Raw genomic sequence first — 26,856 nt, 5'->3', positions numbered from 1 at the left:
GCTTGCCCGTGAAGAGGCCAGTACAGGCAATAAAGCGGCTGGAGCCGTTACCAGGCCATCGCCTTGTCCCAACCTTTCCAGAACAACCACCGCCGCACCTCGCCATGCGCCCCGGTGCCGATCTGCCATTCAGGCCGCCCGCTGTCCAGCGCGATCACCGACACAACCCCCGCATGGCTCGCCGCCACCAGCGTTTGCCCATCGGCGCTGATATCCATCGCACTGATGGTCGACCCCAGGTAATGCTGCCAATGTTCGGTACCATCCTCGCCGAACGCCCGCAGGTAGCCATAGGCATCCCCTACAATGTACTCGCCATCGCGCGCCACCCCGGCATAGACCCTGGCGCCGTCCTGCACCAGCGGGGTACGCGGGTCCTGGCTGTAGTAATCGGTATCCAGCCCCGGCAAGTCCGCCACCTTCACTGCCAGCGTTGCACCGCTATGGAAATGGCAGGCATTGACGATCAACTGGTCACCCGTGCGGTTGAACAACGCAAAGTGCGGGTACTCGCTGCCTGGGCCGATCTCGGCAACCGGCCTGAGCTGGGCATCCAGCACCTGGTGGCGGGTGCCTTGCTCGCCCACCACGATCAGCTGGCCATCCGCCGATACCGCACCATGCTCCATGCTCAGTCTCAGGCTGATGTCGTCCGGGTCGGTGCCTTCGGCCAGCTCGTCGAGCACCCGCGTTTGTTGCGGCAGCAGGCGAGTCGCACCTTGAGTGGTCAGCACGAAGATCCCTTCGGCGCTTACCAGCAGCACGCGCTGGCCATCCGGGAAGGGGACCAGCGCGGTTGGCGCGGGCGGCAGGTCGAACGGCTCGAACGGGTACCCCGACGGCAACCCCTCAAGCCCGCTTGGCCATGCCAACCGCTGTACTTGCGGGCCACCCCAGCCGTCGGTCACACGCACGCCCTCGGCATTAGCCAGGGCGAAGTAGCGGCGGGCCGGGCAGCGGCCGAAGTGCTCGATGCCGATCACCGGCGTCACCCCATGGCAGTCGATACGCACGATCTGGCCCTTGTCGTAAGGCATGCCGATGCGGGCCAGCAGGCTGCCGTCCTCCAGCAGCAGGACATGGCTGATCCCTTGGCCGTGGTCATCGAGCAACGGTGCCAAGGGGTGGTGTGCGGGTGGCCAGGCCTCGCGAAACGCTCGGCGCTGCTGTTCGTCGACGCCAGGGCGATTGGCGGCCTGCAGGGCAGCCAGCCAGGCGTCCAGCAAGTGCCCGGTGGCTGGCGCCTGTGGCGCTTCCAGGTTATCCCAGCCTTGCGCACGGCCCTGCGCGACGTAGTCGTTGACGGCTTGGGCGTAGGCAGTTACCGCCTGCTGCCACTGCTGCTGGGGGTGCTGCTTGTCCATGAGCGGATCGGGCTCCTTGTTGCACGCGCGTTTCACACAAAACGCGCATGGTACTCCTTCTGCCTACCACGCGGTTGTGAGGCTCCGGCTTGACGCGTACCATGCCGGGCATTCCTATCAATAACAAAGCGTGCGTCGGCGCCCCTGCAAGCGGGTGGCTGGCGTGCGACCTGTTGCCTTGTCTGCGGAGAAGCGGTTTGCACCCATGAACGGACCCATACCCACCCACCAGCCACCCACGGCGGGCGGCGGCAGCTGGCTGAGCGTCATCGCCCTGGCCCTGGCAGCCTTCATCTTCAACACCACCGAGTTCGTGCCGGTGGCGTTGTTGAGTGACATTGGCCGCAGCTTCGACATGAGCACTGCCCAGGTCGGCCTGATGCTGACCATCTATGCCTGGGTGGTGGCGCTGGCCTCGCTGCCGATGATGCTGCTGACCCGTAACGTCGAACGGCGGCGCTTGTTGCTGTGCGTGTTCCTGGTGTTCATTGTCAGCCACTTGTTGTCGTGGCTGTCGCAGAGCTTTGCCATGCTGCTGGTCAGCCGTATCGGTATTGCCTTGGCGCATGCGGTGTTCTGGGCCATCACGGCCTCGCTGGCGGTGCGCGTGGCACCACCGGGCCAGCAGGCCAAGGCGCTGGGCCTGCTGGCCACTGGCACCACCCTGGCCATGGTGCTGGGCATTCCGCTGGGCCGCGTGGTGGGTGAGGCGCTGGGCTGGCGCATCACCTTCCTGAGCATTGCCGGGGTGGCGCTGGCCACCATGCTGTGCCTGATGAAATCGCTGCCGCTGCTGCCCAGCCAGAACTCCGGCTCGTTGCGCAGCCTGCCGATCCTGTTCAAGCGCCAGGCGCTGGTCATTACCTATGCGCTGGTGACGCTGGTGATCACGGCGCAGTTCACCGCCTACAGCTACATTGAGCCGTTCGCGCTGCATGTGGCGCAGATTGGCGGTGAGCGCACCACGCTGTTGCTGCTGCTGTTTGGCAGTGCCGGGGTGTTCGGTTCGTTGCTGTTCAGCCGCTACAGCGACCGCTTCCCCCATGGTTTCCTGGTGGGTTCGATCGGCCTGTTGGCAGCGTGCCTGCTGTTGTTGCTGCCGCTGTCGGGCAACTTCTATGCGTTCGCGGTACTGAGCATGTTCTGGGGTGTGGCGATTCTCAGTTTCAGCCTGTCGTTGCAGTCGAAGACGTTGAAGCTGGCATCCGACGCCACCGATGTGGCCATGGCGTTGTTCTCGGGCATTTACAACATCGGTATTGGTGGTGGCGCGCTGCTGGGCAGTATCGTCAGCAGCCAGATGGACGTGGCGGATATCGGCCTTGTGGGCGGTAGCGTGGCAGTCATCGGGCTGGTGCTGGCGGTTGCCAGCACCCGACGGTTCCGCCAGGCACTGGCGCACTGACCCGCGCCTGGCGCGCACGTGTGTGGCTTAGGGGCGCAAGGCGCGCCCCGGCATTCAAACCGCCAACCGAGACGTCGAGCCGATCACATGCTCCAGCACCCGAAAATCAATCCACTCCCGGACATCGAAGCGGCGCGGTATGAACCCCCACCTGAACAGGAACTCGGTAAAGTCCTGTAGCGCTTCGATCGAGCGGCTGTCCAGCGTCGTGCGCAAACGCCGGTGCGCATCGTCGCCATAGGCCGCCGCCACCCAGTACTCGCTGGTGTTCAGCTCGCGCGCCAGAAAGCGCCGGGTTTCTTCCGGGTTGGCCCAGGCCCACTGTTCGGTGCGCAGCACCGTATCGACCAAGGTACAGCTGGCATCGAAGTGGTTTTCCAGCAAGTGCCGGTCCACGGTCAGGGTGCGTGGGGTGCCGTTGTTGCTGCGGATCAGCGGGTCGGGATGGCTGCCGGTGTCGACCACCACGCGCAGGCCGAACTCGTGGGCCAGGTGCACCGCATGGGCGCCCTTGAGGAAGATGGCATCGATATCGCCACGCAGCAGGCCGATCAGCTCGTTGTTGCGACGGCTGAAGCGGCTGGTGTCCAGGCTCACTTCGGCGCCATACAGGTGCTGCTTGGCATCGTCGCTGTAAGTGCCGCCGTAGGGATAGTCGACCAGCTCGACATCGGCCACCGCCAGGCCTTCCAGCTTCAGGGCATTCTCCAGCCCGCGCAGGGCCTGGGCGCGGGTGAAGTCGATCTGCACATTGGCCCATTTGGGCAGGCCGAAGCGGCGGTTCTTCAGGTCGCGAATGCTGCGCACACCGCTTTCTTCGGTGGTGAGAATCAGCTGCACTTCATCGCTCCACGACAGCCCCAGTACACGGGTCTCGACGCCACTGGCGTAGGCCCAGATCGCCGGGATGTTGCCGCCATGGCGTACCGAGTTCTGCAGGTGGTGGTCGTAGTGGGCTTCGCGTACTTCGCGTTCGCTGGACTCACGCAACGACTGGATATTGGTGCCGAACGGCGTAAAGGCCTCGGCCAGTCGCCCTGACTGCACGGCAATGCCGAGGCCGGTGGGCACGGGGCTGTGGGTGTACCAGAGGGTTTCCAGGGGCTTGGTCATGGGGTCGCGGGTTTCCTGTCCATGGGAAGGGGGGCCAGCAGCTGGTCCAGGGGTTGGCGGGCGATCCAGTCGCGCACCTCGAAGCGGGCAGGGATGAAGCGCCAGCGCTTGAGAAACTCGACGAAGTCCTGCAGGGCGTCGATGGCCTGCTCGTCCAGGCGGGTGCTCAGGCGCAGGTGGGCGTCAGCGCCGTAGGCCACTTGCACCCAGTATTCGCTGCTGTTGGTTTCCCGCGCCAGGTAGCGGCGGGTTTCATCCGGGTGCTGGTGGGCCCAATGTTCGGCGCGCAGTACCGAGCCGAGCAAGGTACGCACCACCTGCGGATGCTGCTCAAGCAGGTGGCTGTCTACCGCCAGCGTGCGCGGCGTGCCATTGTTGCTGCGGATCAGCGGGTCGGGGTGGCTGCCGGTGTCGATCACCGTGCGCAGGGCAAAGGCGTGGGCCAGTTGCGCGGCACTGGCGCCCTTGAGGAAGATGGCGTCCACCTCGCCGCGCAGCAGGCCGGCCAGTTCCAGGTTGCGGCCTTCGCTCTGGGTGCTGGACACCGGTGTACCGGCCACGTTGCGCACCGGGCGGTCGCTGAATGTGCCGTCGTAGCGGTAGTTGACCAGCTCCACGTCGCCCACTTGCAGGCCTTCGAGCTTCAGGGCATTTTCCAGCCCGCGCAGGGCCTGGGCGCGGGTAAAGTCGATCTGTGCCGAGGCCCAGTCAGGCAGGCCAAAGCGGCGGCCTTTGAGGTCTTTTACGGTGTGGATGCCGCTGTCTGGTCGCGTCAGGATCAACTGCGCTTCATCGGCCCACGACAGGCCGATCACACGGGTGTCACGCCCTTGGGCGCGGGCCCAGATGGCCGGGATGCTGCCGCCGTGGCGTACCGAATTGAGCAAGCTGTGGTCGAAGTGCGATTCGCGCACGGCCTGCTGGTCGGCTTCGCGCAAGGACTGCACCTGGGTGCCAAGGCTGGCCAGGTCGTCCTGCAGCCAGCCTTGCTGCACGGCGATGCCCAGGCCGGTGGGCACCGGACAGCGCGTGTACCACAGGGTATCGAGGGGTTGGCTCATGGTGTGCTCCGGTAGGTTCAGGCGCTGGCCTGCAAGGGGGCTGGGGTGGTTTGCTGCACCAGCGGCAGCACTTCCTGGCCGATGCGCAGGGCTTCTTCCAGGTGCGGGTTGGCGGCGAGGATGAAGGTGCTGAAACCGGCATCGCGGTATTCGGCCAGGCGTTCGGCAATGTGCTGGTGGCTGCCCACCAGGCCTACGGTGGGGCCAGGCTTGGCCTTGGCGAAACCGGCCCACAGGTTGCGTGCCAGGACCAGTTCCTCAAAGCCCTGCAAACCTTGGTGATAGGCTGCCTGGCGTGCACCGCCGACGGAGTCCGAGCCGGTTATGAAGCCTTTGGCCGAGGCGCTGGCCTTGCCTTCCAGGCGCTCGAACTGTTGGCGCAGTTCGCGCCAGGCTTGTTCTTCGGTCTCGCGGGCGAACAGGTCGACCCGCAGGCCGAAACGCACGGTGCGGCCCTGCTTGTCGGCCAGCTCGCGTACGCGTTCGATGTGCGGCTTGAGCTTGTCAATCGGCTCGGCCCAGTTCAGGTACACATCGGCATGGAGCGCGGCCACGTCCAACGCAGCATCGGAAAAGCCGGAGAAGTACACACCCGGTTTGCGTTCGTGTTGCAGGCCCGGCGGCAGGCTGCCGTTTTCCAGACGGTAGATATCGCCTGCGTAGGAGAACGTGTCGTTCTGCCACAGGCCCTGGATCACGTCGAGGAATTCGCCGGTGCGCTTGTAACGCAGGTCGTGTTCCAGGAAGTCGCCATTGGCCCGTTGGCTGGCCGGGTTGCCGCCGGTGATGATGTTCCAGTCCAGGCGGCCACCGCTGAGGTTTTGCAGGATCGCTGCCTGCTGCGCGGCATAGGCGGGCAGCGTCCAGGTGGCCTGGAAGGCGATCAGGAAGCGGATGCGGCGGGTTTCGCGGGCCAGCGCAGCGGCGGCGATCCATGGCTCCGGGCCGGTGGGCAGCAGTGCGCCTTCGAAGCCGGCCAGTTCGGTAGCCTTGGCTACCTGGGCGATGTAGTCGATGTAGGTGAAACCGTCGGCCTGGCCACCCGACAGCCGGCCGGGGGCAATGTTGCCGGGGCGATGCACGGGGTTGCCGCGGTTGTGGCGATCGGTGGACAGCTGCGGACCGTCGGTGCCCAGCGGCAGGCGCCAGAAGAATTCGGTGGTCATGGGGGCTCCTGAAGGGGGAGAGTGTGCGAGTGGGGAGGGTGGTGCAACGGCTATGCCATGGACGGCGCAGGGCCTGTGGGGTGGTGGTTTGCGGGGTCGGCATGTGATGGGGTGCTGCTGAGGCAGCAATCGGGCAGCAGTGGATGCTGGGAGAGCAGCATGAGCAGGCCCGGCCTCTTCGCGGGCAAGCCCGCTCCCACAGGTACAGCGCTGGATTGGAAGTTGGCGCCAAACCTGTGGGAGCGGGCTTGCCCGCGAAGAGGCCGGTAAGTCAGATCTTGACCTCCTCGGATGCAACTTCTCCGGCACTGCGCAGATACGCGTCGTACAGCGCCGCATAAGCACCACTTTGCCCGATCAACTCGGCATGCGGCCCCTGCTCGACCACCTTCCCGTGCCGTACCACGGCAATCCGGTCCGCATCGCGAATAGTCGCCAACCGGTGCGCAATGATGATAGCCGTGCGCCCCTGGCACAGCCGGCGCAGCGCACGCTGTATGCGCCGTTCGGTGTGCACGTCCACCGCCGAGGTGGCTTCGTCCAGCACCAGCACAGCCGGGTCGGCGAGGTACGCCCGCACCAGGCACACGAGTTGGCGCTGGCCATGGCTCAGGTGCGCGCCCAGCGGGCCGACTTCGGTGTGGTAGCGCTGCGGCAGCCGTTCCAGTACCTCGTCGGCGCCCAACTCGCGGGCTGCAGCTACCAACTGCGCATCGTCGGCAGCCGGTGCCGCCAGGCGCAGGTTGTCGAGGATGCTGCCGCTGAACAGCACATTGTCCTGCAGCACCACACCCACGTTGCGCCGTAAGTCGTGCTGGGCCAGCGCACGAAGGTCGATACCGTCCAGTTTCACGGCGCCCTGCTGCACTTCGTAGAAGCGTGTCAGCAACTGCACCAGGGTGCTCTTGCCATGCCCCGAGGGGCCGACGATGGCCAGCACTTCACCGGCGCGGATATGCAGGTTCAGCCCGTCGATCACTGGCCGGGGGCTGTCCGGCACATAGGCAAAACCGACCGCGTCAAAGTCCACCTGGCCACGTGCCCTGGCCAGTGGGTGTGGCGCGGACGGGTCGAGCACTTGTGGCCGCGTGTCGAGCAGCAGGAAGATGCGCTGGGCGGATGCGCTGCCGGTGGAATAGCGTTCGAAAAGGTCCGACAGCTCCTGCAGTGGGCCAAGGAATAGGAACACATAGAACAGGCTCTCACCCACCTGGCCAACCGTAACCTTGCCCTCCGCCAGGCCATGGGCGCCGACCAGCAACAGCACGGCCATGCCGGCGGTGCTCAGCAACACGGTGAACGGCGCGAACCAGCCCGCGCGCAGGCTGCCGCGTATCAGTGCCTGGTTGAAGTCTTCCAGCAGACGGCGATAGCGGGCCTGGTTGATCTGCTCCTGGCCGCATTGCTGAATCAGCCGCACGCCACTGACACTTTCCACCAGGTGCGCGGTGAAGCGGCTGCGTTGCTCGGCCACCTTGGCCCAGTTGCGCTGCGACACCCGCTTGAAGCGCCAGGTGGCCACGGCCAGCAGGGGTACCGTGGCCGCCAGGCTGTAGAAGAAGCCGGGTTCGATGCGCCAAAGCATCACTGCCGCCAGGCCGCAGCGTAGCAGGGCGCCCAGCAGCTCGGGCGGGCCTTGCACCAGCAAGGGCTCCAGCGCATCCACGTCACGGTCGGCACGGGCGATAATGCGCCCGGCGCGGGTCTGGTCGAAGTAGCTCACCGACAGTGCTTGCACATGGGCGAACACGTTAACCCGCAGGTTGTTGAGCACGCCGATTGCCGCACGCCCGGCAATGAACTGCGACACGCCCGCCAACAGAAATCGCCCCAGCCAGCTGGCTGCCAGCCCCAGGCCCAGCCACAGCACCAGGCGCTCGTCGAGCAGCCAGTGGTCGGCGCTGGGCACCAGGCCCCGGTCCAGCAGTTCGCGCACGAACCACGGGCGCAGGAAAACCGTGAACACCAGCAGCAGCTCGATGCCGATCACTGCCACGATTTGCCGGCAAATGGGCCGCAGTAGCGGCAACAGGCGGTGGAACATGCCCCGGTCCAGCGCCTGGCGAGCCAGGCGTTGCTCGATGTCGATATCGCTGGCAGGGGAGTGCTGCACATCAGTCATGGTCGATCCCCAGCAGGTCGCGGTAATGGGCGTTGTGCGCGCTCAGCTCGGCATGGCTGCCGCTGGCGCTGATGCGGCCGTTTTCCAGCATCAGCACGCGGTCGGCCAACAGCAACGTGGAAAGGCGGCTGGTAATCAGCAGCAAGGTCGGGCCCTGGCTGCCTGTGCTGTGCAGGCGGCGGATGTTATGCAGCACCTGGCGTTCGCCCAGGGCATCCAGGGCGCTGGTGGCGTCGTCCAGGCAGAGGATGTCGGGCGCGCCAAGCAGTGCCCGGGCCAGGCACAGGCGTTGGCGCTGGCCGCCAGAAAGCGTCACGCCACGATCACCCAGTGGCGTGTCGAGGCCGTGGGGCAGGCGCTCCAGCACGTCCTCGGCGGCGGCCAGGCGCAACGCTTCACGCAACTGGGCGTCGCTGGCCTGCGGCGCGGCCATGCGCAGGTTGGCGGCCAGGCTGTCGGAGAACAGAAAGCTTTCTTGCGGCAGCACCTGCACACGGCGGCGCAGGTCGGCCAGGTCGAGGTCGCGCACGTCGTGCCAACCGCCGGCATCGCTGCCAACCTGCACGTTGCCGCGCTGCACATCGGTCAGTCGCGGCAGCAGGCTGGCCAGCAGGCTCTTGCCGGTGCCAGTGGCGCCTACCAGTGCCACCACTTCACCGGGCCTCAGGGTAAGTGAGCAGCCTTGCAGGACAGGCCGGCCAGCTTCAACGGCACCCACTTGCACCCGGTTCAGCTTCAGCCCCAGCGGCCCGGCAGGCAGAGTTGCGTGGCCGCCAACAATGGCCGGGCGTTCGTCCAGCAGTTGCCAGATGCGTTCGGCACTGGCCCGGGCATCGGCGAAGGTCTGCATCACCCGACCAATGCCCTCGATGCGAAACACCAGCGTGGTCGCCACCAGCAGCGAGGTCACCAGCTCGCCGATGCCCAGGGCGCCGGCCGCCACGCGATGGGCGCCGTACACCAGGATCCACACATGCCCCAGCGCCACTACGGCCTGTGGCAGCGGAATACGTGAACTGGCGTAGGCGAGGGCGGCGCGGGCGTGGCCGCTAAATAAGTCGACCTGGCTGGCGAAGCGGGCGATGCGTTGTTGTTCCAGGCCAAACGCCTTGATCACCCGCACCCCGCCGATGCCTTCAGCCAGGTCCTGGCTGACCTGGTCGTAGGCGGCGGCCACGGCGCGGTCCAGCGTGACCAAGCGATCGGTCTGTATCACGAACAGCCACAGCCCGGCGCCGGTCAGCAGCAGGGGTATCAGGCCCAGCAACGGGTCATACCAGCTCAACAGGCCAACGGCAGCGACCACCACCAGCGGCGTTTCGATGATCTGCCGCCAGAAGGTGATCAGCGCGTCGCGCACCTTGTCGGCATCGCGGGTGGTGCGGGTAACCAGTTCGCCCATTCCGTGTTGCCAGTGATACCCCAGGTGCAGGCGCTGCACCTGCAGGAGGATGCGTTCACGCAGGCGCGTGAGCAGGGCCTGGCTGAGTACCAGTGACAGCATGGCGGCGGCATATTGCAGCAGGCCACGGCCCAGGGCGATGGCCAGCAGCAACCACAGCCAGTGCCAGCCCACGCTGGCGTCCAGACTACCGTCGGCCAGGCGCTGCACGGCGCGGCCGGTGCTGACATCATCGACCGCATGGCCGATCAGCCACTGCTGCCAGGCCAGGCCGAGGTTGCCGGCGATATAAAGGGCGGTGACCAAGGCGAAGCGCCAAGGCATTTGGCGGTAGATGGCCAATGCCCGAAGGAGCGGGTGGTTCATGTAGATCACTCAAAGGGGGCTGCTTCGCAGCCCATCGCAGGCAAGCCAGCGCCCACAGTGATAGCAGTGCCCTTGAGCCTGTTGCCATCCTGAGAGCATTTCCTTAGGTAGCGCTGGCCTTGGGCCTGATGTGGTCCTGTGGGAGCTGGCTTGCCGGCGATTGGGCCGCATGGGGTTTTAACGGCGAGTAGCGCCCTGGGTTTCCTTGGCATTGAGCACCGCTGTGTACTCACCCGGGTCAGCCCCGTTCAGGTAGTAGTTGCCCACGTTGTGCAGCCGCCAGCGGATCGGGTCGTGGGTGGTGTGTACCCGGGCATTGCGCCAGAAGCGGTCGAGGTTCCACTTGCTCAGCGAAGCGCTGGCCCCCAGCAGCGAAAACAGATCACTGGAAATTTTTAGCGATGCGGCATCGGAATGTGCCCGGGCCGTTGCTACCGACAAGATCAGCTCATCCTGCAGCGCCTTGTTCTCCGGGTCGCGCTCGTGGTCGTCGAACACCCGCGCGGCCTCGCGCAACACCGACTCGGCGCCGCGTAGCGCCACGGCATACTCGCCAATCTGGCGAATCACATGCGGCTCGTCACTGGCGCGTTCGACGCCGCTCTCCACCCAGGCCCGCGCATGCTCGCGCAGGTACTCGACAGCCGCCTGCAAGGCGCCCGCAGCGATGCCGGTGTCGATGGCGGCGTGGAGGATTTGCGGGAAGGTCAGGCCGGTGCGTTTCATCGGCCCGCTGCGGCGGGTGAGGTAGCGCTCGTCGAGCACGATGTCGTCGAAGTTCACTGTGCCGCTCACCGAGTTCTGCTGGCCAAAGGCCTGCCAGTCATCGACCAGGGTCAGCCCTGGGGTGTCGCGGTGCAACAGCACGCCCACGCCACCGTCTTCGCTGGCGGCGGTCAGCGAGATCCATTCGGCCAGGTAGGAACCGGTGGAGTAGAACTTGCTGCCGTTGAGCACCCACTGGCCATCGGCGCGGCGCTCGACGCGGGTTTTGAGGGCGAACTTGTTCTTGCCACCGACTTCGGCCAAGGCGTTGCCGAAGCGCTTGCCGGCCAGCACGTCGGCAATCAGCCGGTCGCGCACGTCATCCGGGTAGCCGGCAAAGATACCGCGCAGCATCACGTTGTGAATCTGCAGCAGCTGGCCGACGCCGCCGTCGGCAGTGGAGACCAGGCGTACGGTTTCGACCACAGTCTGCACCGAGGCACCCAGGCCGCCGAACTGGGCGGGTACGGCGATCGCGGTCAGGCCGCTGCTGGACAACAGCTCTGCCTGGCGGCGGGGGAGTTGGCCGTTGTTGCTTGGGTCGGCGGCCAGTTCGGCGATTCGCGCGGCGACCTGGCGGGCGGTTTCGATGGCCTCGGCTTCGCTGGTCAGGCGGCGGGCGGGGGAGGTTTCTAGTGCACTCATTGAGGGGGCTCGGTTTGTCTGATGGGGCCAGTGCGCCTGCTTCGCGGGCTTGCCCGCTCCCACAGGACCTGCACTGCCCTTGAGGGTTGTGCTGGCCCTTGTGGGAGCGGGCATGCCCGCGAATGGCCACACCGCGGTCCCAACCCCTTGAGCAATATCTTTGCCACCCCTCTGTAGGCCCCATCCTGCGTGGCTTCCAAGACTGTTTGCTGCCCCAGCAACACACGCCCTGCTGATCTGGCAGCACCCCGCCCGCAATCCTGCTCCCAGCCCAGCAAACAGCGCCCGCAACCAAAGGCAAACTCCGTGTAAATCAGGGTCTCCAGCGGTTGGCACGCACACTGCAATGCTGCCTTCACGACGCCCAAGGAGCCACCCCATGACCCTCGCAACCCCCATCGCAAAACGCCTGGCAGACGACCCGTCCGCCCTGGAGCGTATCTGGTTCACCCGCTGCCCCGTGCCCACTGCCTCAGGCATCGCTTACAAGCTCGGCTGGCTGGAGCAGGAGTTCGCTGCCGACGGCCTGCCAGTCTCGACCCTGCAGGAGGCCCGCCAGCTTGGCCACCACCATTACGATCATCAGTTGCCCGGGCTGTTTCGTGAAGGCGGCAACGTGCCGGCGCTGGCCGCCCGTGCGGCCGGCTCGCCAAGCCGGTTGATCGGCCTGACCTGGATCGAGGAGTGGCAGACCATTCTGGTCCGCCCGGATTCCGGCATTCGCAGCGCCGCCGACCTGCGTGGCAAGCGCCTGGCGCTGCCGGCCTGGGGCGATACCCGGCCTGGCAGCATTGCCCGTGCCATGAGCCTGCATGGGTACAAAGGCGCGCTGGCTTCGGCAGGCTTGCACCTGGATGACGTGCAACTGGTAGAGGTAGCGCTGCTCGACCAGGCCGGGGCCGCCACCCCGCAACTGGGCCTGCAACGGCTGTGGTCGGGGCTTGAGTACCTGGCACGCGGTGAAGTCGATGCGGTGTACGTGAAGGGCGCGGCCGCTGCCGATGCCGCGCGCCGGCTGGGGCTGGTGGTCGGCGTCGACCTCGACCTGCTGCCCGACCCGCGCCACCGCATCAACAACGGCACGCCGCGGCCAATCACCGTGCACCAGCGCCTGCTCGACAACCATTTCGACCTGGTGGTGCGTTTCCTTGCACAAACGCTGCGTGCCGCCGAGTGGGCCGCCGGCAACCGCGCCGCGCTCAACAGCATCCTCGAAGAAGAAACCCGCGCCGGCAGCCAGGGCGTAGCCGAGGCCTATCGCGGCGACTTCCACACCACCCTGGCCCCGGACCTGTCCGCGCAACGCCTGGCCTTCCTCGGCACGCAAAAAGATTTTCTGTACCTGCACGGCTTCCTCGAAGCCGATTTCGACATCGCCGACTGGGTCGACCCGCGGCCTCTGCAAGCTGCCCATGAACTGCTGGCCCAGCGCCGCGCCTGACCTGACTGGAGATTGAACATGACCGTACTGATCAACGAACGCCCCGTCACTGCCGAACTGCAAGCCTTCATCGACCAGGTGGTGGCCGAAGCCGAAGCGGCCTTCAGCGTATTTCGCGAAACCAACACCATCACCGCCAATGGCACCGTCGGCTTCATCGAGCGCGTGCCCGGTGAAGAGCTGCTGGTATCGGTGAACTACGGCGGGCCATGGAACCACCGCAAGCCGTTGCAGGCGACCGTCACTGATTTTTCCGGCAACGTCATCGTCGGCAAGGGCAAAGGTGGCCTGGGCCGCTACACCAAGCTTTTCCAGACCCATGCCGATGTCACCACCGTGTCACACGTGCACAGCCCGTACCTGGGTGCCTGGGCGCAAACCCACCGCACCTTGCCGTTCCACTACGTGCCGGTGCAGCGCTACCAGCTGGCCCGCGAGTTGCCGGTGTACATCGACCGGCGTCAGGCCGAGGTGGATTTCATCCTCGACAAAATTGCCGAGAACCCGTTCAACCTGGCGATCCTGGAAGCCAACGGCGGCTCCACCGTGTGGGGCAAGCAGGGGTTGCGCGCCACGGCGGAGTTCATCCTGTTGCTGGAAGAGGGGGCGCAAATTCAATTGCTGGCTGATGCCTTGGGTGGGTCGCGCCCTTACGGGCCAGGAGTGCTGACCCAGCAGTGGAAGATGAGCGGGTTGTATGAGCGCGCAACCGAGTTGGGCCTGGTGCCAGGCATCGACCGGCGCGGCTGATCTTTGGGGCGCTGTGCGCCCCTGCACTCCACCCCAAGATAAGGACCCCACCCAATGGCAGTAAAAATCCTCTGGTACCTCACCGCCCCCGACGGCCCCTATCCCTGGGAACCCGAAGGCCGCTGGCACACCGATTTCGAACACCTCAAGCAACTGGCCATCGCCGCCGACCGCCTGGGCTTCTACGGCTCGCTGCTCGGTTCCAGCCCTAACGAAAGCCTGGCCGTGTCGGCAGCGTTGATCGACGCCACCAAGCGCCTGCGCTTCCTGGTCGCCCAGCACCCCGGCGAGCTGTCGCCGGCAGTGCTGGCCAAGTGGGCGCTCACCTTCGACCAGTTTTCCAACGGCCGCCTGCTATTCAACGTGGTCAACGGCAACGACGCAGGGTTAGCTACCCTGGGCGTGCATTACCCGCACGATGAACGCTACGATTTCAGCCTGGAGTACTGGCGCGCCTTCCAGGGTTTCTACGCAGGTGAAACTGCCGGTTACGATGGCCGCTACGTCAAGCTGTCACCACGCTCGCCAGCCGCTGCCCGTCACCCGCTGGGCGGTTGGCACCCACCGAAGCAAAAGCCCGGCGTACCGTTGTGGGGCGCAGGTACCTCGGCACCGGGCGTAGCCCACTCGGTGCAATTGCTGGATGTGTACCTGAGCTTCGCCGACACCCCGCAAAAGCTGGGCGACAAGTTCCGCCGGGTAGGTGCCGAGGCGGCGAAGATCGGCCGCGAGCTGACCTACGGCACCCGCCTGCAGGTGATCGTGCGCGAGACCGAGGAGGAAGCCTGGGCCCACGCGGAGCGCCTGTTGCAACGCACCTCGCTGGCCACCGCGCGCGCGGCCATCGAACGCCAGTTGCCTCCCGGCCAGACCTTCGACAGCTATGTCAGCGACGACCCGCGCATCCAACGCAACCTCGACAGCATCCGCGCCGGGCGCCTGCCCACGGCCCGCGAGCTGGAGATCTACCCCAACGTCTGGCTGGGCCCCAGCCTGTTCGGCTTCAACCTGCTCGGCCCGGCTGCCGGCACTTACCTGGTCGGCAGCGCCGCGCAGGTCGCTGAGCGCATCCGCGAGTACGAAGCCCAGGGCACGTCGGCGTTCATCCTGTCGGGCTTCCCGCTGATCGACGAGGCGCACCGGGTGGCCGACCTGCTGTTCCCGTTGCTGGACCTGGACCACGGCTTCGACGTACCGCGCCTGGGCGCGGCGAGCAAGCCGGTCGTGGCGCAACCGGCATAAGGAGAGGGTGATGAGCGAGCTGTTTTCGCGCCGGGTGTTTCTCGGCAACAGCCTGGCCGTCGGTGGCGGCCTGCTGCTCGGCGGCGGGCTGCTCAGCGGTTGCGACAGTGGCGTGCCGGCAGCCACCAGTGCGGCGTTGCCGGGCACGCCGGTGCGCGGTGGGCGCTTGCGCGTGGGTATTATCGACGGCGACCAGGCCGGCAACCTCGATGCGCACAAGCCGGTGGGCGGTGGCATTATTCGAGGTTGGGCGCTGTACGCCAAGTTCTGGGAATGGAATGCCGATGTCAGCACGCGCCTGGCACTGGCCGAGTTCGCCGAGCCGAATGCCGATGCCAGCGCCTGGACCATCCGCCTCAAGCCGGGGCTGGAGTTCCATCACGGCAAAAGCATCACTGCCGACGACATGCTGTTCTCGATCCTGCGCCTGACCAACCCGCAATTGGCATCGCCATTTGCCGGGCTGGTCGGCTCCATCGATCGCCAGGCCCTGCGCAAGCTGGACGAGCGCACTATAGAGATCCGTTTTAAACAGGGCCAAAGCTTCTACCCACTGGATGAAACGCTGATCAGCTTCGGCGGCATCGTGCCCACCGACTACCACCCGGTCAACAACCCGGTGGGCGCGGGGCCGTACCGGCTGAAAAGTTTCATCCCCGGCCAGCGCTCGCTCTACACTCGCTTTGAGAACTACTACAAGCCCAACCGCCCCTATGCGGACGAGCTGGAAATCATCGAATTCAAAGACCAGGTATCGCGTGCCGCCGCCCTGCGCGCCGGGCAGATCGACGTGGCCAGTGGCGTGCAGGCCGAGCACAGTGCGTTGCTCAAGGCCGACCCACGGCTGCGCCTGTATGCCTCGCCGACCACCTCGTTCACCGGCTTCAACCTGAACCTGGCCAAGGCACCGTTCCAAGATGTGCGTGTGCGCCAGGCGTTCCGCCTGCTGGCTGACCGCCAGGAGCTGGTGGCGCGTGGGCTCAATGGCTTTGGCCGGGTGGCCAACGACCTGTATTCGCCCCACGATCCCACCTACAACCACGGTATTGCCCAGCGCCCGTACGAGCTCGACCAGGCCCGTTCCCTGCTGCGCCAGGCCGGGCAGCAGGACTTGCGCGTCGAACTCACCACCACGCCAGGCCCCGGCGTAAACGCTGCGCTGGTGTTTGCCCAGCAGGCGCTGAAGGCCGGGGTGCAAGTGAAGGTCAATCAGGTGGACGGGTCTGTCTTCAACGGCCCGCAACGTGAGCAATGGCAACTGTCGCCAGGCTCGACCCCGGCGCGCGGTTTTCTTGCCTCGGCGCTGCACAACGATGCGCCGCAGGCCATCTATAACCGCAGTAACTTCCATGATCCGCGCTTTACCGAACTCTACCAACAGGCCCTGGCCCAGCCCGACCTGGCGCAGCGCAAGGCCTTGGTGCATGAAGCGCAGGCCATCCAGCACGAACGTGGCGGGCTGCTGATCTGGGGCTTTTCCGACGTGCTCGATGCCGCGTCGGCCAAGGTGGGTGGCCTCACCCCGGAACAGACCACTTTTGCCTCCTGGCGCTTCGACGAACTCTGGTTGAACCCCAATGCCTGATACTCGACACACGCCCCGCACACCGGCCTGGCTGGCCTGGTTCATCGGCCGCCTCGGTTACGGGCTGCTGACGGCCTGGGTGATCAGCCTGGTGGTGTTCATTGCCACCCAGGCCCTGCCTTCCGACCCGGCGCGGGTGATCCTTGGCCCGGATGCGCCGCTGGAAAGCATCCTCACCCTGCAGCGCCAGCTGGGCCTCGACCAGCCGATCCTGGTGCAGTACCTGCGCTGGTTGTGCGCTGCGCTACGCGGGGACCTGGGGGTATCGCTGGATTCCCAGGTCCCGGTGGCGCAGCTGTTGTTCGGCCGCTTGGGCCACACCCTGGCCTTATTGGCCGGGGTGCTGGCGCTGGTGGTGCCGGTGGCCCTGTTGCTGGGCGTGAGCCTGGCCCTGCGCCGCGACAGCCGGCTGGACCGCTGGAGCCTGTCGGCGTTGATCCTGCTCAAGGCCACACCGGGCTTTCTGTTGGCCATCGGCCTGGTGCTGCTGTTCTCCATGCCCGGCATGGGCTGGTTGCCGGCGGTATCGATCCTCGACCCGCAGCTGCCGTTGTGGCGGCAGTGGCCGTCGCTGGTGCTGCCGGTGCTGGCCCTGAGCCTGACGGCACTGCCGTACCTCACGCGCATGGTGCGCGCTTCGATGATCGAGGCGCTGGAGTCCGAGTATGTGATTGCCGCGCGCCTGCGCGGTATCCCCGAGCGGCGCATTGTCTGGCGGCATACGTTACCCAATGCCCTGACCCCGGCCATTCAAGGCGTGGCGCTGACCCTGCGCACGCTGGTCGGTGGTGCGCTGCTGGCCGAGGTCATTTTCAGTTTCCCGGGCATTGGCACCGCGCTGAACGCGGCGATCCAGATGCGCGACCTGCCGATGATCCAGGGCGTGGTGCTGGTCATCACCCTGGCGGTGGTGCTGATCAACCTGCTGGCCGACCTGCTGACGGTATTGCTCACCCCCAAGCTGCGCACTGCACGCCGGGTGCGGATGATCCGCCGTGTCCGGCGTGGTATCCGCCCGTGGTGGCGCCGTGCACGCAGCACCCTGGCCCAGGAGGCGACCCATGATTGAATCGCGTTGGCTGGCCGACCCGCAGGTGCGGCGCGGCGCAGTGATCACGTTGCTGGTGGCACTGCTGGCAGCACTCGGCCCTTGGCTGGTGCCGCATGCGCCCACGGCAATGGTTGGGCCGGTGTATGGCCCGCCAGCTGCCGGGGCACCGCTGGGGCATGATTTTCTGGGCCATGACCTGTTGTCGCGGTTGCTCAGTGGCGGCCTGTCGGTGTTGTGGATGTCGGTGGCGGCGGCCACCCTCGCGTTACTGGTCGGCGGTAGCCTGGGCCTGTTGGCCGGGTTCTCGCGCAGGCGCCTGGACCAGGCCATCAGCTGGGCGGCCGACGTGTCGCTGGCGTTCCCGGACCTGATCCTGGTGCTGCTGATCGTGTCCATGCTCGGCCGGGCGCCGTGGCTGATCGTGTTGACCGTGGCCATCGCCTTCACCCCCGGCGTCATCCGCCTGGCCCGTGGCAGCGCGGTGGCGGTGGCGGGGCAGGAGTTCGTCGAGGCGGCGCAGATGATGGGTTACCCACGTTGGCGCATCCTCTTTCAGGAAATCCTGCCGAACATCCTCACGCCGCTGTTGGTGCACTTCGGCAACATGCTCACCTGGGCGGTGGGCATGCTGTCGGGCCTGAGTTTCCTGGGCTACGGGGTGGCGCCGCCTGCTGCGGACTGGGGCCTGATGATCAACGAAAACCAGGCAGGCCTGCTGGTACAGCCCTGGGCCGTACTGGCACCTGCCTTGCTCATCGGGGTGTTTGCCTATGGCACCAACATCCTGGCCGAAGGCATTGGCCGGGCCAGCGCACGGATAGGGGAGAAGCAGCCATGAACGTGCCGTTGAATGTTGCGAGTGAAGTGTTGCGGGTCAGTGACCTGCGGGTAGAACTGGCCGGGCAGGTCGATGTGCTGGCCGAAGTTTCTTTCAGCCTGGCGGCTGGGGAAATCGTTGGCCTGGTGGGCGAGTCCGGCTCGGGCAAGACCACGTTGGCCACCGCCTTGCTGCGCCATGCCCGGCAGGGGGCACGCATTGTGGGTGGGCAAGTAGTGGTGGCCGGGCAATCGCTGCTCGAACTGGAAGGTGAGGCGTTGCGCCTTGCCCGTGGCGGGTTGGTCGGTTACGTGGCCCAGGACCCGGCCACGGCGCTTAACCCCGCGCTGCGCATCGGTGCCTTGCTGGGTGAGACCCTGCTGGCGCATCAGCCTGCACTGTCGCGTGACGCCGTGCGCTTGCGTGTCGGCGAAACATTGCGGGATGTGGGCTTGCCCGATGAGGACGCCTTCCTGCGGCGTTTCCCGCATCAACTGTCTGGCGGGCAGCAACAGCGGGTCATGCTGGCCCTTGCGTTCGTCTTGAAACCGAAGCTGATCGTGCTTGATGAGCCCACCACCGCGCTGGACGTGACCACCCAGGCCCATGTGCTGCAAACCCTCAAGCGTCTGTGCCGTGGCCAGGGCGTGGCGGCACTGTACGTGACCCATGACCTGGCAGTGGTGCGTGACCTGGTCGACCGGGTGATGGTGATGTACGCCGGGCGGTTGGTGGAAGTGGCCGGGCGCGAGGTGCTGTTCCGCACGGCTGCGCACCCCTACACCCGCGCCTTGCTCGCCGCGATTCCCGACATAGCCCGGCGCCAGCCGTTGCAAGCGATTGCCGGGCATGCACCGGCACCCGGGCAGCGCCCGGATGGCTGTGCATTTGCGCCGCGCTGCGGCCGGCGCCGTGCCGAGTGTTCAGTGATTGCGCCGTCGCTACTGGCGCATGCAGACAGCCATCAGGTGGCGTGCCTGGTGCCAGCGCACGCACATGCGGCCGTGGGTGAGGTGCAGGCCGAAGCGCTGGCCGCCCCCGGCGACGTGCTGCTGGAGGTGCAGGGTCTGGACGTCGCCTATGACCGCCAGGTGCTGTTCGATGTGTCGCTGCAGGTGCGCCAGGGTGAATGCCTGGCATTGGTCGGTGAGTCCGGCTCGGGCAAGACCAGCCTGGCCCGAGCCATTGCCGGGCTGGGCGAGAACGTGCAGGGGCAAATGCGCTATGCCGGGAAACCCTTGGCTTTCGCTGCCCGGCAGCGTGATGCACGGTTGCGGCACCAGGTTCAGTATGTGTTCCAAAACCCTTACCGTGCACTCAACCCACGGCAGACGGTGGGACAAACCTTGAGTGCGCCCTTGGCGCACTTTTTTGGCGTGCGGGGTGCCGAGGCCCGGCAGCGGGTCGAAGCCGTGTTGTCGCGGGTGTCATTGCCGGCGCGAGTAGCCGACCTTTACCCGCAGGGGCTTTCCGGCGGCGAGCGTCAGCGCGTGGCGATTGCCCGGGCGTTGATTTGTGAACCGAAGTTGCTGGTGTGTGACGAGATTACCTCGGCGCTGGATGTGTCGGTGCAGGCCTCGATTCTGGCCTTGCTGCGGCGCTTGCAGGGCGAGGGGCTGACGTTGCTGTTCGTGACCCACGACCTGGGCGTGGTACGGGCGATAGCCGACCGCGTGCTGGTGTTGCGCCAGGGGCGGGTGGTGGAGCAGGGCAGTGCCGGGCAGGTGCTGGAGCGGCCGGCGGACGCCTATACCCGCAACCTGGTGGCGCACTCGCCGAGCCTTGCCCGGTTTTGATGGTGGTTTGTCTGAAGAAGTTTGGCGCCTGGTGAGATCGAGCGCCACCCGCGCGGCGCTCGATCTCCCAGACAACAAACCTCTAAAACTGATAATCCACCTGCGCCAACAAGGTCCGCCCCGGCATCGGTTGCAGGAAGGTGTTGGTAGAGCCGGCCAGGCCACTGACGAAATTCAGCTCGTCGGTGACGTTGAGCATGCGCACCGTCACGCCCCATTGCGGCTGGCGGTAGTAAACGGCGAGGTCAAGGTTGTATTCGTCCGGCACTTTCACCGTCTTGCTCAGGTTCAGGTACCAGCTGCTGGTCCACCACCCCGACAATTCCACACCAAACCCTGAATCGAAGCGGTAGTCGACATAGCCGCCTGCGTTGTATTCGGGGATCTGCACCGCATCGAACTTGCCGGATGGCCGCTGGTTGAGGCTGTTGTTGTCGCCGAATACCGTGCCGTTGTCGGGGATGAACCCGGCCGAGGCGAACCCGGCCTGACTGGTGAACTCGTTGTAGGCGCTGATGCGGCTGAGGTTAAGGCCACCCCGCAGGTGCTGGTCCTGGTAGCGCAGCGTTGCCTCCCAGCCTTTGACGATCAACCGGGCGATGTTGTTGTTGCTGTCCGGCGACTGGTCGCGGGCCTGCTTGTAGGCAGCGAGGGTGAGGAACAGCTGGTCGGGCACGGCCTCCACTTTCAAACCCACCTCATGCAACACGCTCAGGCTCTCGAAGGCCAGCGGGTTGAGCTGGTTGGCCCCCGTGCCGCTGCCCCAGCCCAGGCCGTTGGTGAAGAAGCCGGTGTTAACCGCCAGCGAGCGGTCGAAGGTGTAGTACAGCGTGCTGTTTTCCGTGGGTTTGACATAGGGGCTGACCTGCACCGAGAACAGCCGGTAGTTGTCCGAGTCCTTGCGTGGGTTGCCGCCGGGCAGCACGAAGGGGTTTTCGATACGGGCATCGATCCAGCTGCGGCTGGCGCCCACGTTCAGGCCCACGCGCTCGCCCAGGCGCAGGTTGTGCTGGCTGAACAGGGTCTTGGTGGTCCAGGTGCTGTCGGCGGTGTACGGCGCCACCGACTCGGCATACAGGCCATGCCCGGCCGGGTACATGGCCGGCAGGTTGAGCCAGCCGTAGTAGCTGGAGAACTGCGGCACGCCGGGTTGGCCGATCCACGCAGCGTTGCCGCCTGCGGGGTTGCGGCCGGTGAGCCCGAGCAGGTCACCTGGGTTTTTCAAGGTGGGGTCGAGGGTCAGGTCATAGGCGTTGATGGTGCTGCCGAAGCTGTTATTGGCGGCGATCGACTCGTTGCGCTCGCGGCGGTAGATCAGCCCGGTATTGCTGTCGTCGACCAGGGTCAGGTCGCCCAGCTGCCACTGGCCACGGGCGCGGAACTCGAAGCGGTTGTCGAAGATATCGTCCTTGCCTTGCACCTGAAACGCACCCACAGCATCGGTTGTGTCGGTGGAGTGCTGGTAAAAGGTGCTGTTGGCCAGGGTGATCGACGGGGTCAGGTCACCTTCGACGCGCAGTTGCGTGGTAAAGCGCCGTGAGCGGTTTTCATCCTGTGCACGCTGGCCAGTTTGTGACGACAACGAGGTCAGGCCATTGCCTGCCAACGACGGGTCGTAGACCCAGCCGCGCAGGCTGCCGGGGTTGTCCTGGGTATTGGGCGAAGCGCCCTGAAAGCTGCCGTCCACCACTGCGTACTGGCCCTGGGCATTGCGCTGGCGTTGCACCCAGCCGAGCACCTGGGCGTCGGCTGCGCCCGAGGACAGCACCGGCGACCACAGGGTGTTGCCGTTCTGGATGATCGGCGTGGCGTGGCCGGCGTAGTACTTGCCGTGGTCGACCAGGTCCTGGGTGGCGCGGTTCCAGCCGTGGGTGATGTTGTAGTCGTAGTAGTCGTCGTAGGCGGCATTCCAGTCCACCCGCACGTTGTCGTTGCGCCAGGCCAACGCGCCGTAGAAGGCGTCGAAGTTGTTCTCGACGTTGTCGTAGAAGTCTTCCTGGCGCTGGCGGGTGATGCTGACCCGGTAGGCCAGGTTGTCCGTGAGCGGGCCGGTGTTGTCGATGCTGAATTTGGTGGCATCGCGTGATTCGCCATCGGGGATCCAGCTGCCGATCTCACCGCTGAGCTTGGTGCGGAATCGGTTGAAGTCGGGTTTCTTGCTGAGGTAGTTGACGTAGCCGCCACTGCCGCTGACCGATCCATAGGTCACCGACGACGGCCCGGCGACGATGTCGGCGCCTTCGTAGGCGTTGAAGTTGGCGGGGTGGCGAACCCCGTAGGCGCGCTGGCCGTCCTGGAACACCTCGGTGTTCTGCCCGCGCATCTGCGGTGCGATCCCGGCGTTCTGGCCACCGCCTCGGGTGATGCCGGGGGCGTATTTGACCAGGTCGTCGGAACTGCGGATGGGGTCGTTGGCCAGCTGTTCGGCGTTGATCTGGGTGACCGAGCGCGGGGTGTCGAGCACCTTGGCTTCCAGGCCGCCATAGATCGAAGCGGGCGGGCGGGTGGGCAGGGCGTCGTCGTCGCTCTGCTCGGCCTGCACGGTGACGGTTTGCAGCTGGGTGTCCTCGGCGTGGGCCAATGACGTGCTGGTGGCCAGAATCGCCAGCGCAAGGGCACTGGGCTGGAATTTTGGGTGCAGCAAGGTAACGCGGGGCATTGGCTGGGCCTCGTTCGACAGTAGGAATTGGGAAAAGCGAGGGCGCAGCCGCGCCTGCGGTTATGGGTTGATGCGGTCTCAGTGGGAGGTGTATGGCGCTACAAAGTCAGGTTTTGAGCCACAAACTCTCGAACCGCCAGGTACTGAACAGCGACTGCTCTGCCTGCGCGCCACCCACGCGGGTGCTGACGCTGTCGAGCAGGTCGGCAAAACCCCAGATCAGCATGCCGCCACGCGCGTACTGGATGCGTTGCGCCCGGTGCACCAGCGCCTTGCGCTTTTCCAGGTCCGGTTGGGCCATGGCGGCGAGAAAAGCCTGGCTGAATTCGGGGTCGTTGAAGTGGGTCTTGTTGGCCACGGCGAACGGCGCGTCGGTATGAATCGCGCTGGCCAGGAACGGCGCGCCGATGCTGCCACCGGTGCTCAGGGTCCAGTCATCCCGCTGCGGGCCCTGGAAGGTAGCCAGGTCAACCTGGCGCACGTTGATCGTCACGCCGATGCGCCGGGCCTGCTCGGCCAGCACCAGTGCCGAAGCCAGCCCCGGCCCGGCCGTGGTCACCAGCTCCACCTGCAACTGCTCGTGGCCGGCTTCACGCAGCAGCTGCGCTGCACGCTGCGGATCATAGGGGCGTGGGCCAATGCTGTGGTCGAAGGTGGGGTCGAACGGTGCATACAGGTCATTGGCCACCCGGCCCTGGCCATTCAGCGCACGGCGCACCAGCTCGTCACGGTCGGCCAGCAGGCGGAACGCCTCGCGCACGCGCGGGTCATCGAACGGGGCCTTGGCGGTGTTCATGTCGAACGACAGCCAGTTGCCGCTCACCGACTTCAGCAGGCGCAACCGTGGGTCGGCCTGCAGCACCTGCAGGTGCTCGGTGGACATCACGTTGGCCATGTCGATCTGCCCGGCGCGCAGTGCCGCCAGGCGGCCAGTCTGGTCCTTGAAGTCGATGATCTCCAGTTCATCGGCGTAGGGCTTGCCGGGTTTGTAGTAGTTGTCGAAGCGGGTGAACAGCGAGCGCTGGCCCGGGGTGAAGCTTTTCAGTTTGTAAGGCCCGGCGCCGACCGGGTTGGTGACCGGGTGGTAGTCCACCGGCACGATGCCGCCGAAGTTGACCCAGGTCTCCGGCAGCGGCAGGTAGCTGCGGCCCTCGCGAAAGCTCAGGCGTACGGTGCGCTCGTCAAGCTTGACCAGGTTGTCGCGGTCCACCCAGTGCAGCAGCGCCGCGTAGGGCGAGGCCAGCTGAGGGTCGGTGAGGCGGCGGATGGAAAAGATCAGGTCATCGGCGTCGATGGTCTTGCCATGGTGGAACTCCAGCCCGGGCTTGAGGCGCAGGGTCCAGCTGCTGGCATCGGCGTTGGGCTCGGCGAACTCGGCCAGGGCCAGGCGCGGCTGCATCTGCTCGTCCCATTCCCACAGCTTGCTATACAGCGCAAAGCCCCGCACGATGCCGCTGCCGATGGGCTTGTGGGCGTCGAGGTTGCCGCTTTGGTTGCCGTCGATGATGCCTAAACGCAGCCGCCCGCCATGGCGCGGCTGGTCGGCCACGGCATGGCTCGGGCTGTCGGCGGGGCCGCAGCCGGCCAGCAAACCGCCGGCCAGCACGCCGGCGTGGCCAAGGAAGCTGCGCCGGCTCAGTGGGTAACCGTCCCTGGCCATGGCGTCAGGCTCCGGTGCTGGCGTGCAGTTGCACGGGTTCGGTTGCCGGGCGGGCAAGGGCTGCGCGCTGCGCATGGAAGTGCGGCAGGATGTGCTCGCCGATGCGGTAGGCCTCTTCCAGGTGCGGGTAGCCGGCCAGGAAGAACAGGTCGATGCCGATGCCGTGGTACTCGTGGATGCGCGCCACCACGTTGGTGTAGCTGCCTACCAGCGCGCAGCCCGGCGGTATACCGATGTAGCCGAAGCCGGTCCACACATTGGGGTGGATGAAGAAGTCGTCGAAGGCCTGTTGCTCGTCCTTGTCGTTGTAGCCATGTTCGTAGCTCAGCTTGCGTGCCGTGCGCAGGCCAGCGTGAGCCGCGCGGGCTTTGACCGTGCCGTTGGCCACGCCTTCGTCGAAGAAGCGCTTGGCCTCGGCCAACGCCGCCTCTTCAGTGTCGCGGGCAATGACGTCGATGGACAGGCCAAAGCGGATATCGGTGCGTCCCCACTTCAGCGCGCGGGCGCGGATGTCGGCGATCAGCGCAGCGATCTCGTCCGGGTGTTCGGCGCGCATCAGGTAGAAGTCGGCGTGCTTGGCAGCAAATTCCCGCGCAGCCACCGACGAGCCGGCCGTGCAGATCAGCGGCAGTTCGGCCTTTTTCAGTGGGCCGCGAAGGCCGCCGCCTTCGGCACGGTAATAGGTGCCTTCGTAGTGGAACTGCTCGTTGTGCCAATAGCCGCGCACCACGTCCATGAATTCGGTGGCGCGAGCGTAGCGTTCGTCATGGCCCTCGAAGTCGCCGACCTGACGCTGGATGGCATCCGAGCCGCCGTTGATGATGTTCCACACCAGGCGGTTGCCGGTGGCGCGCTGGTAGGTCGCGGCCTGCTGCATGGCCACCCACGGGGTGTAATGGTAGGGCTGGAACGCGGTGACGAACTTCAGCGTGCGGGTTTCCCGGGCCAGTAGCGAGCACACCGTCCACGGTTCTTCGCCGGTCGGCGCGTTGACCATCAGCGCGCCGCCGAAACCGTTGATTTCCGCCGCGCGGGCGATCTGGCCGAGGTAGTCGATATAGGTGAAGTGATCACCTACGGCAAACCCCGACACCGCCCCGGTGCTAGCCCCGCCTGCATGCCAGTCGCCACGGTTGCGCGGGTCGCCGGGCAGGAACTGGGTTTCGCCGTGCAACGGCAGGCGGGTGAAGAATTCGATACTCATGGGGTGGCCTCCTTACTGGACGCTTGGGCTGCAATTGGGGGTGACCGGCTGGCCGCTGATGACCTGGCGGGCGAAGGGGATCGAGTCCTTCAGCGAGGCATTCACCGTTTCGCTGTGGCCCAAGCCCTTGTACAAGTGGCCTTGCACCACGGAGCCGGCCTTGCAGGCGTCCTGCATCAGCGCCACCTGGGTGGCGGCGGCGGGGGTCTTGTCTTCGGCGCCGGTGCCGATGAAGATTGGCTGGGCCAGCTTCAGGGTCGGGTACGACACCTGCGCCAGCCATGGTTTGAGCTTGTCGCCCTTGTAGTCTTTCTTGGCATTGGCCGGGGTCAGGCCGGTGCCGACCACGTCGCTGACCAGCGATGACAGGCAGCTGGTACGTGCCTGTTCGAACAACGGCAGAGCTTTGTCGGTGTAGAAGTCGCGTGGGTCGATGCTCGGGTCGTACTGCTGGGCCGCGAGCAGGGTGTAGAAACCATAGGCCAAGGCCGGGTCGACTTTGTCCTGGTCTTGCTCACCGACATTTTTCGCGCCGATGGTATAAATCACGCCAGTGCCGATGCTGCCCTTGACCCCCAGTTTGGGCGCATAGGTGGCCGCGTAAGCGCCAGCGGCAAACGCCCCGGCACCGCCCTGGGACTGGCCGATGATCAGCACTTTGTCGGCCAGCCCCGGTACGCCGGCCACAACGGCCTTGGCTGCATCGAGAATGCCGTAGGCGGCCATGCGGTTGTTCAGCAGCGGATGGCCACCGGGTACGCCCAGGCCCTGGTAGTCGGTGGCCACGATGGCGTAGCCTTCTTCGAGCCAGCGGTTGAGGTATCGCACGTCGCGGTAGCTGCGCCCGGCCCAGGACGGCGCGCAGATATCGGCCACGCCGACTGTGCCATGGCCCCAGCTGGCGACCGGCCAGCCACCTGCTGGCGCCTTGCCTTTGGGGATGAACAGCGCGCCGGACACCACCACTGGGGTCTTGCCGTCGATGCCGTCCAGCGAGGTGTAGAGGATGCGTTGGGCGCTGGCCGCGTTGGGCAGGCTCAAGGCCTGTTCCAGCGGCTCGCTGCGCAACAGTTTGCCGGGCGTGGCGGGGATGGCCTTGGTCCAGGTGTAGAAGGCTGACACGCGGCCATCGCCCTGTTGCGGGTCGGGCTTGGGTGCGTAGGTTTCGGCTGCCATGGCGCCGATGGACAAGGCCAGGGCGCTGAGGCCGAAGATGAGCGATGCAGGCAGATTCATGAGTCA

Annotated in this window: 19 protein-coding genes; 8 read left to right on the top strand and 11 right to left on the bottom strand. The window is 66.0% G+C overall.

Going from position 1 to position 26,856, the window contains the following annotated elements:
• Window positions 1-47: 47 nt before the first annotated feature.
• Window positions 48-1,364, bottom strand: a complete 1,317-nt coding sequence (locus ACF8MI_RS03120) for a hypothetical protein (RefSeq protein ID WP_156868027.1) — start codon at window positions 1,362-1,364, stop codon at window positions 48-50.
• A 205-nt stretch (window positions 1,365-1,569) separates the two neighbouring features.
• On the opposite strand from ACF8MI_RS03120, the gene ACF8MI_RS03115 reads away from it, so the two are divergent.
• Window positions 1,570-2,769, top strand: a complete 1,200-nt coding sequence (locus ACF8MI_RS03115; protein ID WP_200929318.1) for a sugar transporter — start codon at window positions 1,570-1,572, stop codon at window positions 2,767-2,769.
• Window positions 2,770-2,823: 54 nt separating this feature from the next.
• On the opposite strand, the gene ACF8MI_RS03110 is transcribed toward ACF8MI_RS03115, so the two are convergent.
• The 6 genes from ACF8MI_RS03110 to ACF8MI_RS03085 form a co-directional block, all read right to left on the bottom strand.
• Entirely contained in the window at window positions 2,824-3,882 is a 1,059-nt protein-coding gene (locus tag ACF8MI_RS03110) for an ABC transporter substrate-binding protein (RefSeq protein WP_104835112.1), read from the bottom strand.
• Entirely contained in the window at window positions 3,879-4,943 is a 1,065-nt protein-coding gene (locus ACF8MI_RS03105; RefSeq protein WP_164524383.1) for an ABC transporter substrate-binding protein, read from the bottom strand. Before ACF8MI_RS03105 ends, ACF8MI_RS03110 begins: the two co-directional genes overlap by 4 nt.
• Window positions 4,944-4,960: 17 nt before the next feature.
• A complete protein-coding gene (locus ACF8MI_RS03100; RefSeq protein WP_200929319.1) occupies window positions 4,961-6,109 on the bottom strand; it encodes an LLM class flavin-dependent oxidoreductase in 1,149 nt (382 codons plus the stop codon).
• A 271-nt stretch (window positions 6,110-6,380) separates the two neighbouring features.
• The gene (locus tag ACF8MI_RS03095) at window positions 6,381-8,231 is read right to left on the bottom strand and encodes an ABC transporter ATP-binding protein (RefSeq protein WP_200929320.1); all 1,851 of its coding nucleotides are present in this window, start codon (window positions 8,229-8,231) and stop codon (window positions 6,381-6,383) included.
• Window positions 8,224-9,999, bottom strand: a complete 1,776-nt coding sequence (locus tag ACF8MI_RS03090; RefSeq protein ID WP_233458221.1) for an ABC transporter ATP-binding protein — start codon at window positions 9,997-9,999, stop codon at window positions 8,224-8,226. Before ACF8MI_RS03090 ends, ACF8MI_RS03095 begins: the two co-directional genes overlap by 8 nt.
• Window positions 10,000-10,176: 177 nt before the next feature.
• Window positions 10,177-11,409, bottom strand: a complete 1,233-nt coding sequence (locus ACF8MI_RS03085) for an acyl-CoA dehydrogenase family protein (RefSeq protein WP_182408591.1) — start codon at window positions 11,407-11,409, stop codon at window positions 10,177-10,179.
• Window positions 11,410-11,788: 379 nt separating this feature from the next.
• Here ACF8MI_RS03085 and ACF8MI_RS03080 point away from each other — a divergent pair, with 379 nt between their 5' ends.
• Genes ACF8MI_RS03080 through ACF8MI_RS03050 form a run of 7 tightly spaced genes read left to right on the top strand, consistent with a single transcriptional unit; the run spans window position 11,789 to window position 20,091 of the window.
• The gene (locus ACF8MI_RS03080; RefSeq protein ID WP_104835105.1) at window positions 11,789-12,850 is read left to right on the top strand and encodes an ABC transporter substrate-binding protein; all 1,062 of its coding nucleotides are present in this window, start codon (window positions 11,789-11,791) and stop codon (window positions 12,848-12,850) included.
• 18 nt (window positions 12,851-12,868) lie between these two features.
• Window positions 12,869-13,600: a class II aldolase/adducin family protein gene (locus ACF8MI_RS03075; RefSeq protein ID WP_060498212.1), complete on the top strand. Its 732-nt coding sequence runs from the start codon at window positions 12,869-12,871 to the stop codon at window positions 13,598-13,600.
• Window positions 13,601-13,654: 54 nt separating this feature from the next.
• On the top strand, window positions 13,655-14,842 hold the full coding sequence (locus ACF8MI_RS03070) for an LLM class flavin-dependent oxidoreductase (RefSeq protein ID WP_200929321.1): 1,188 nt from the start codon (window positions 13,655-13,657) through the stop codon (window positions 14,840-14,842).
• Window positions 14,843-14,852: 10 nt separating this feature from the next.
• Complete coding sequence (locus tag ACF8MI_RS03065; RefSeq protein WP_104835103.1) at window positions 14,853-16,427, top strand: ABC transporter substrate-binding protein; 1,575 nt, start codon at window positions 14,853-14,855, stop codon at window positions 16,425-16,427.
• The gene (locus tag ACF8MI_RS03060) at window positions 16,420-17,496 is read left to right on the top strand and encodes an ABC transporter permease (RefSeq protein WP_060498209.1); all 1,077 of its coding nucleotides are present in this window, start codon (window positions 16,420-16,422) and stop codon (window positions 17,494-17,496) included. The genes ACF8MI_RS03065 and ACF8MI_RS03060 overlap by 8 nt, the downstream gene beginning before the upstream one ends.
• Entirely contained in the window at window positions 17,489-18,316 is an 828-nt protein-coding gene (locus tag ACF8MI_RS03055; RefSeq protein ID WP_060498208.1) for an ABC transporter permease, read from the top strand. The genes ACF8MI_RS03060 and ACF8MI_RS03055 overlap by 8 nt, the downstream gene beginning before the upstream one ends.
• Window positions 18,313-20,091, top strand: coding sequence for an ABC transporter ATP-binding protein (locus ACF8MI_RS03050; RefSeq protein ID WP_200929322.1), 1,779 nt, complete (start codon window positions 18,313-18,315; stop codon window positions 20,089-20,091). The genes ACF8MI_RS03055 and ACF8MI_RS03050 overlap by 4 nt, the downstream gene beginning before the upstream one ends.
• Window positions 20,092-20,173: 82 nt before the next feature.
• Here ACF8MI_RS03050 and ACF8MI_RS03045 read toward each other — a convergent pair whose 3' ends face one another.
• The 4 genes from ACF8MI_RS03045 to ACF8MI_RS03030 form a co-directional block, all read right to left on the bottom strand.
• Window positions 20,174-22,750, bottom strand: a complete 2,577-nt coding sequence (locus tag ACF8MI_RS03045; protein ID WP_104835102.1) for a TonB-dependent siderophore receptor — start codon at window positions 22,748-22,750, stop codon at window positions 20,174-20,176.
• Between the two features lie 106 nt (window positions 22,751-22,856).
• Complete coding sequence (locus ACF8MI_RS03040; RefSeq protein ID WP_060501588.1) at window positions 22,857-24,410, bottom strand: ABC transporter substrate-binding protein; 1,554 nt, start codon at window positions 24,408-24,410, stop codon at window positions 22,857-22,859.
• Between the two features lie 4 nt (window positions 24,411-24,414).
• Entirely contained in the window at window positions 24,415-25,614 is a 1,200-nt protein-coding gene (locus ACF8MI_RS03035; RefSeq protein ID WP_200929324.1) for an LLM class flavin-dependent oxidoreductase, read from the bottom strand.
• A 12-nt stretch (window positions 25,615-25,626) separates the two neighbouring features.
• Entirely contained in the window at window positions 25,627-26,850 is a 1,224-nt protein-coding gene (locus ACF8MI_RS03030) for a lipase family protein (RefSeq protein ID WP_200929325.1), read from the bottom strand.
• Window positions 26,851-26,856 lie beyond the last annotated feature (6 nt).

It is taken from the genome of Pseudomonas sp. yb_9 (genome assembly GCF_043103635.1).
Taxonomy (GTDB): Bacteria; Pseudomonadota; Gammaproteobacteria; order Pseudomonadales; family Pseudomonadaceae; genus Aquipseudomonas; species Aquipseudomonas monteilii.
This window is presented reverse-complemented; position numbering and strand designations above follow the sequence as displayed.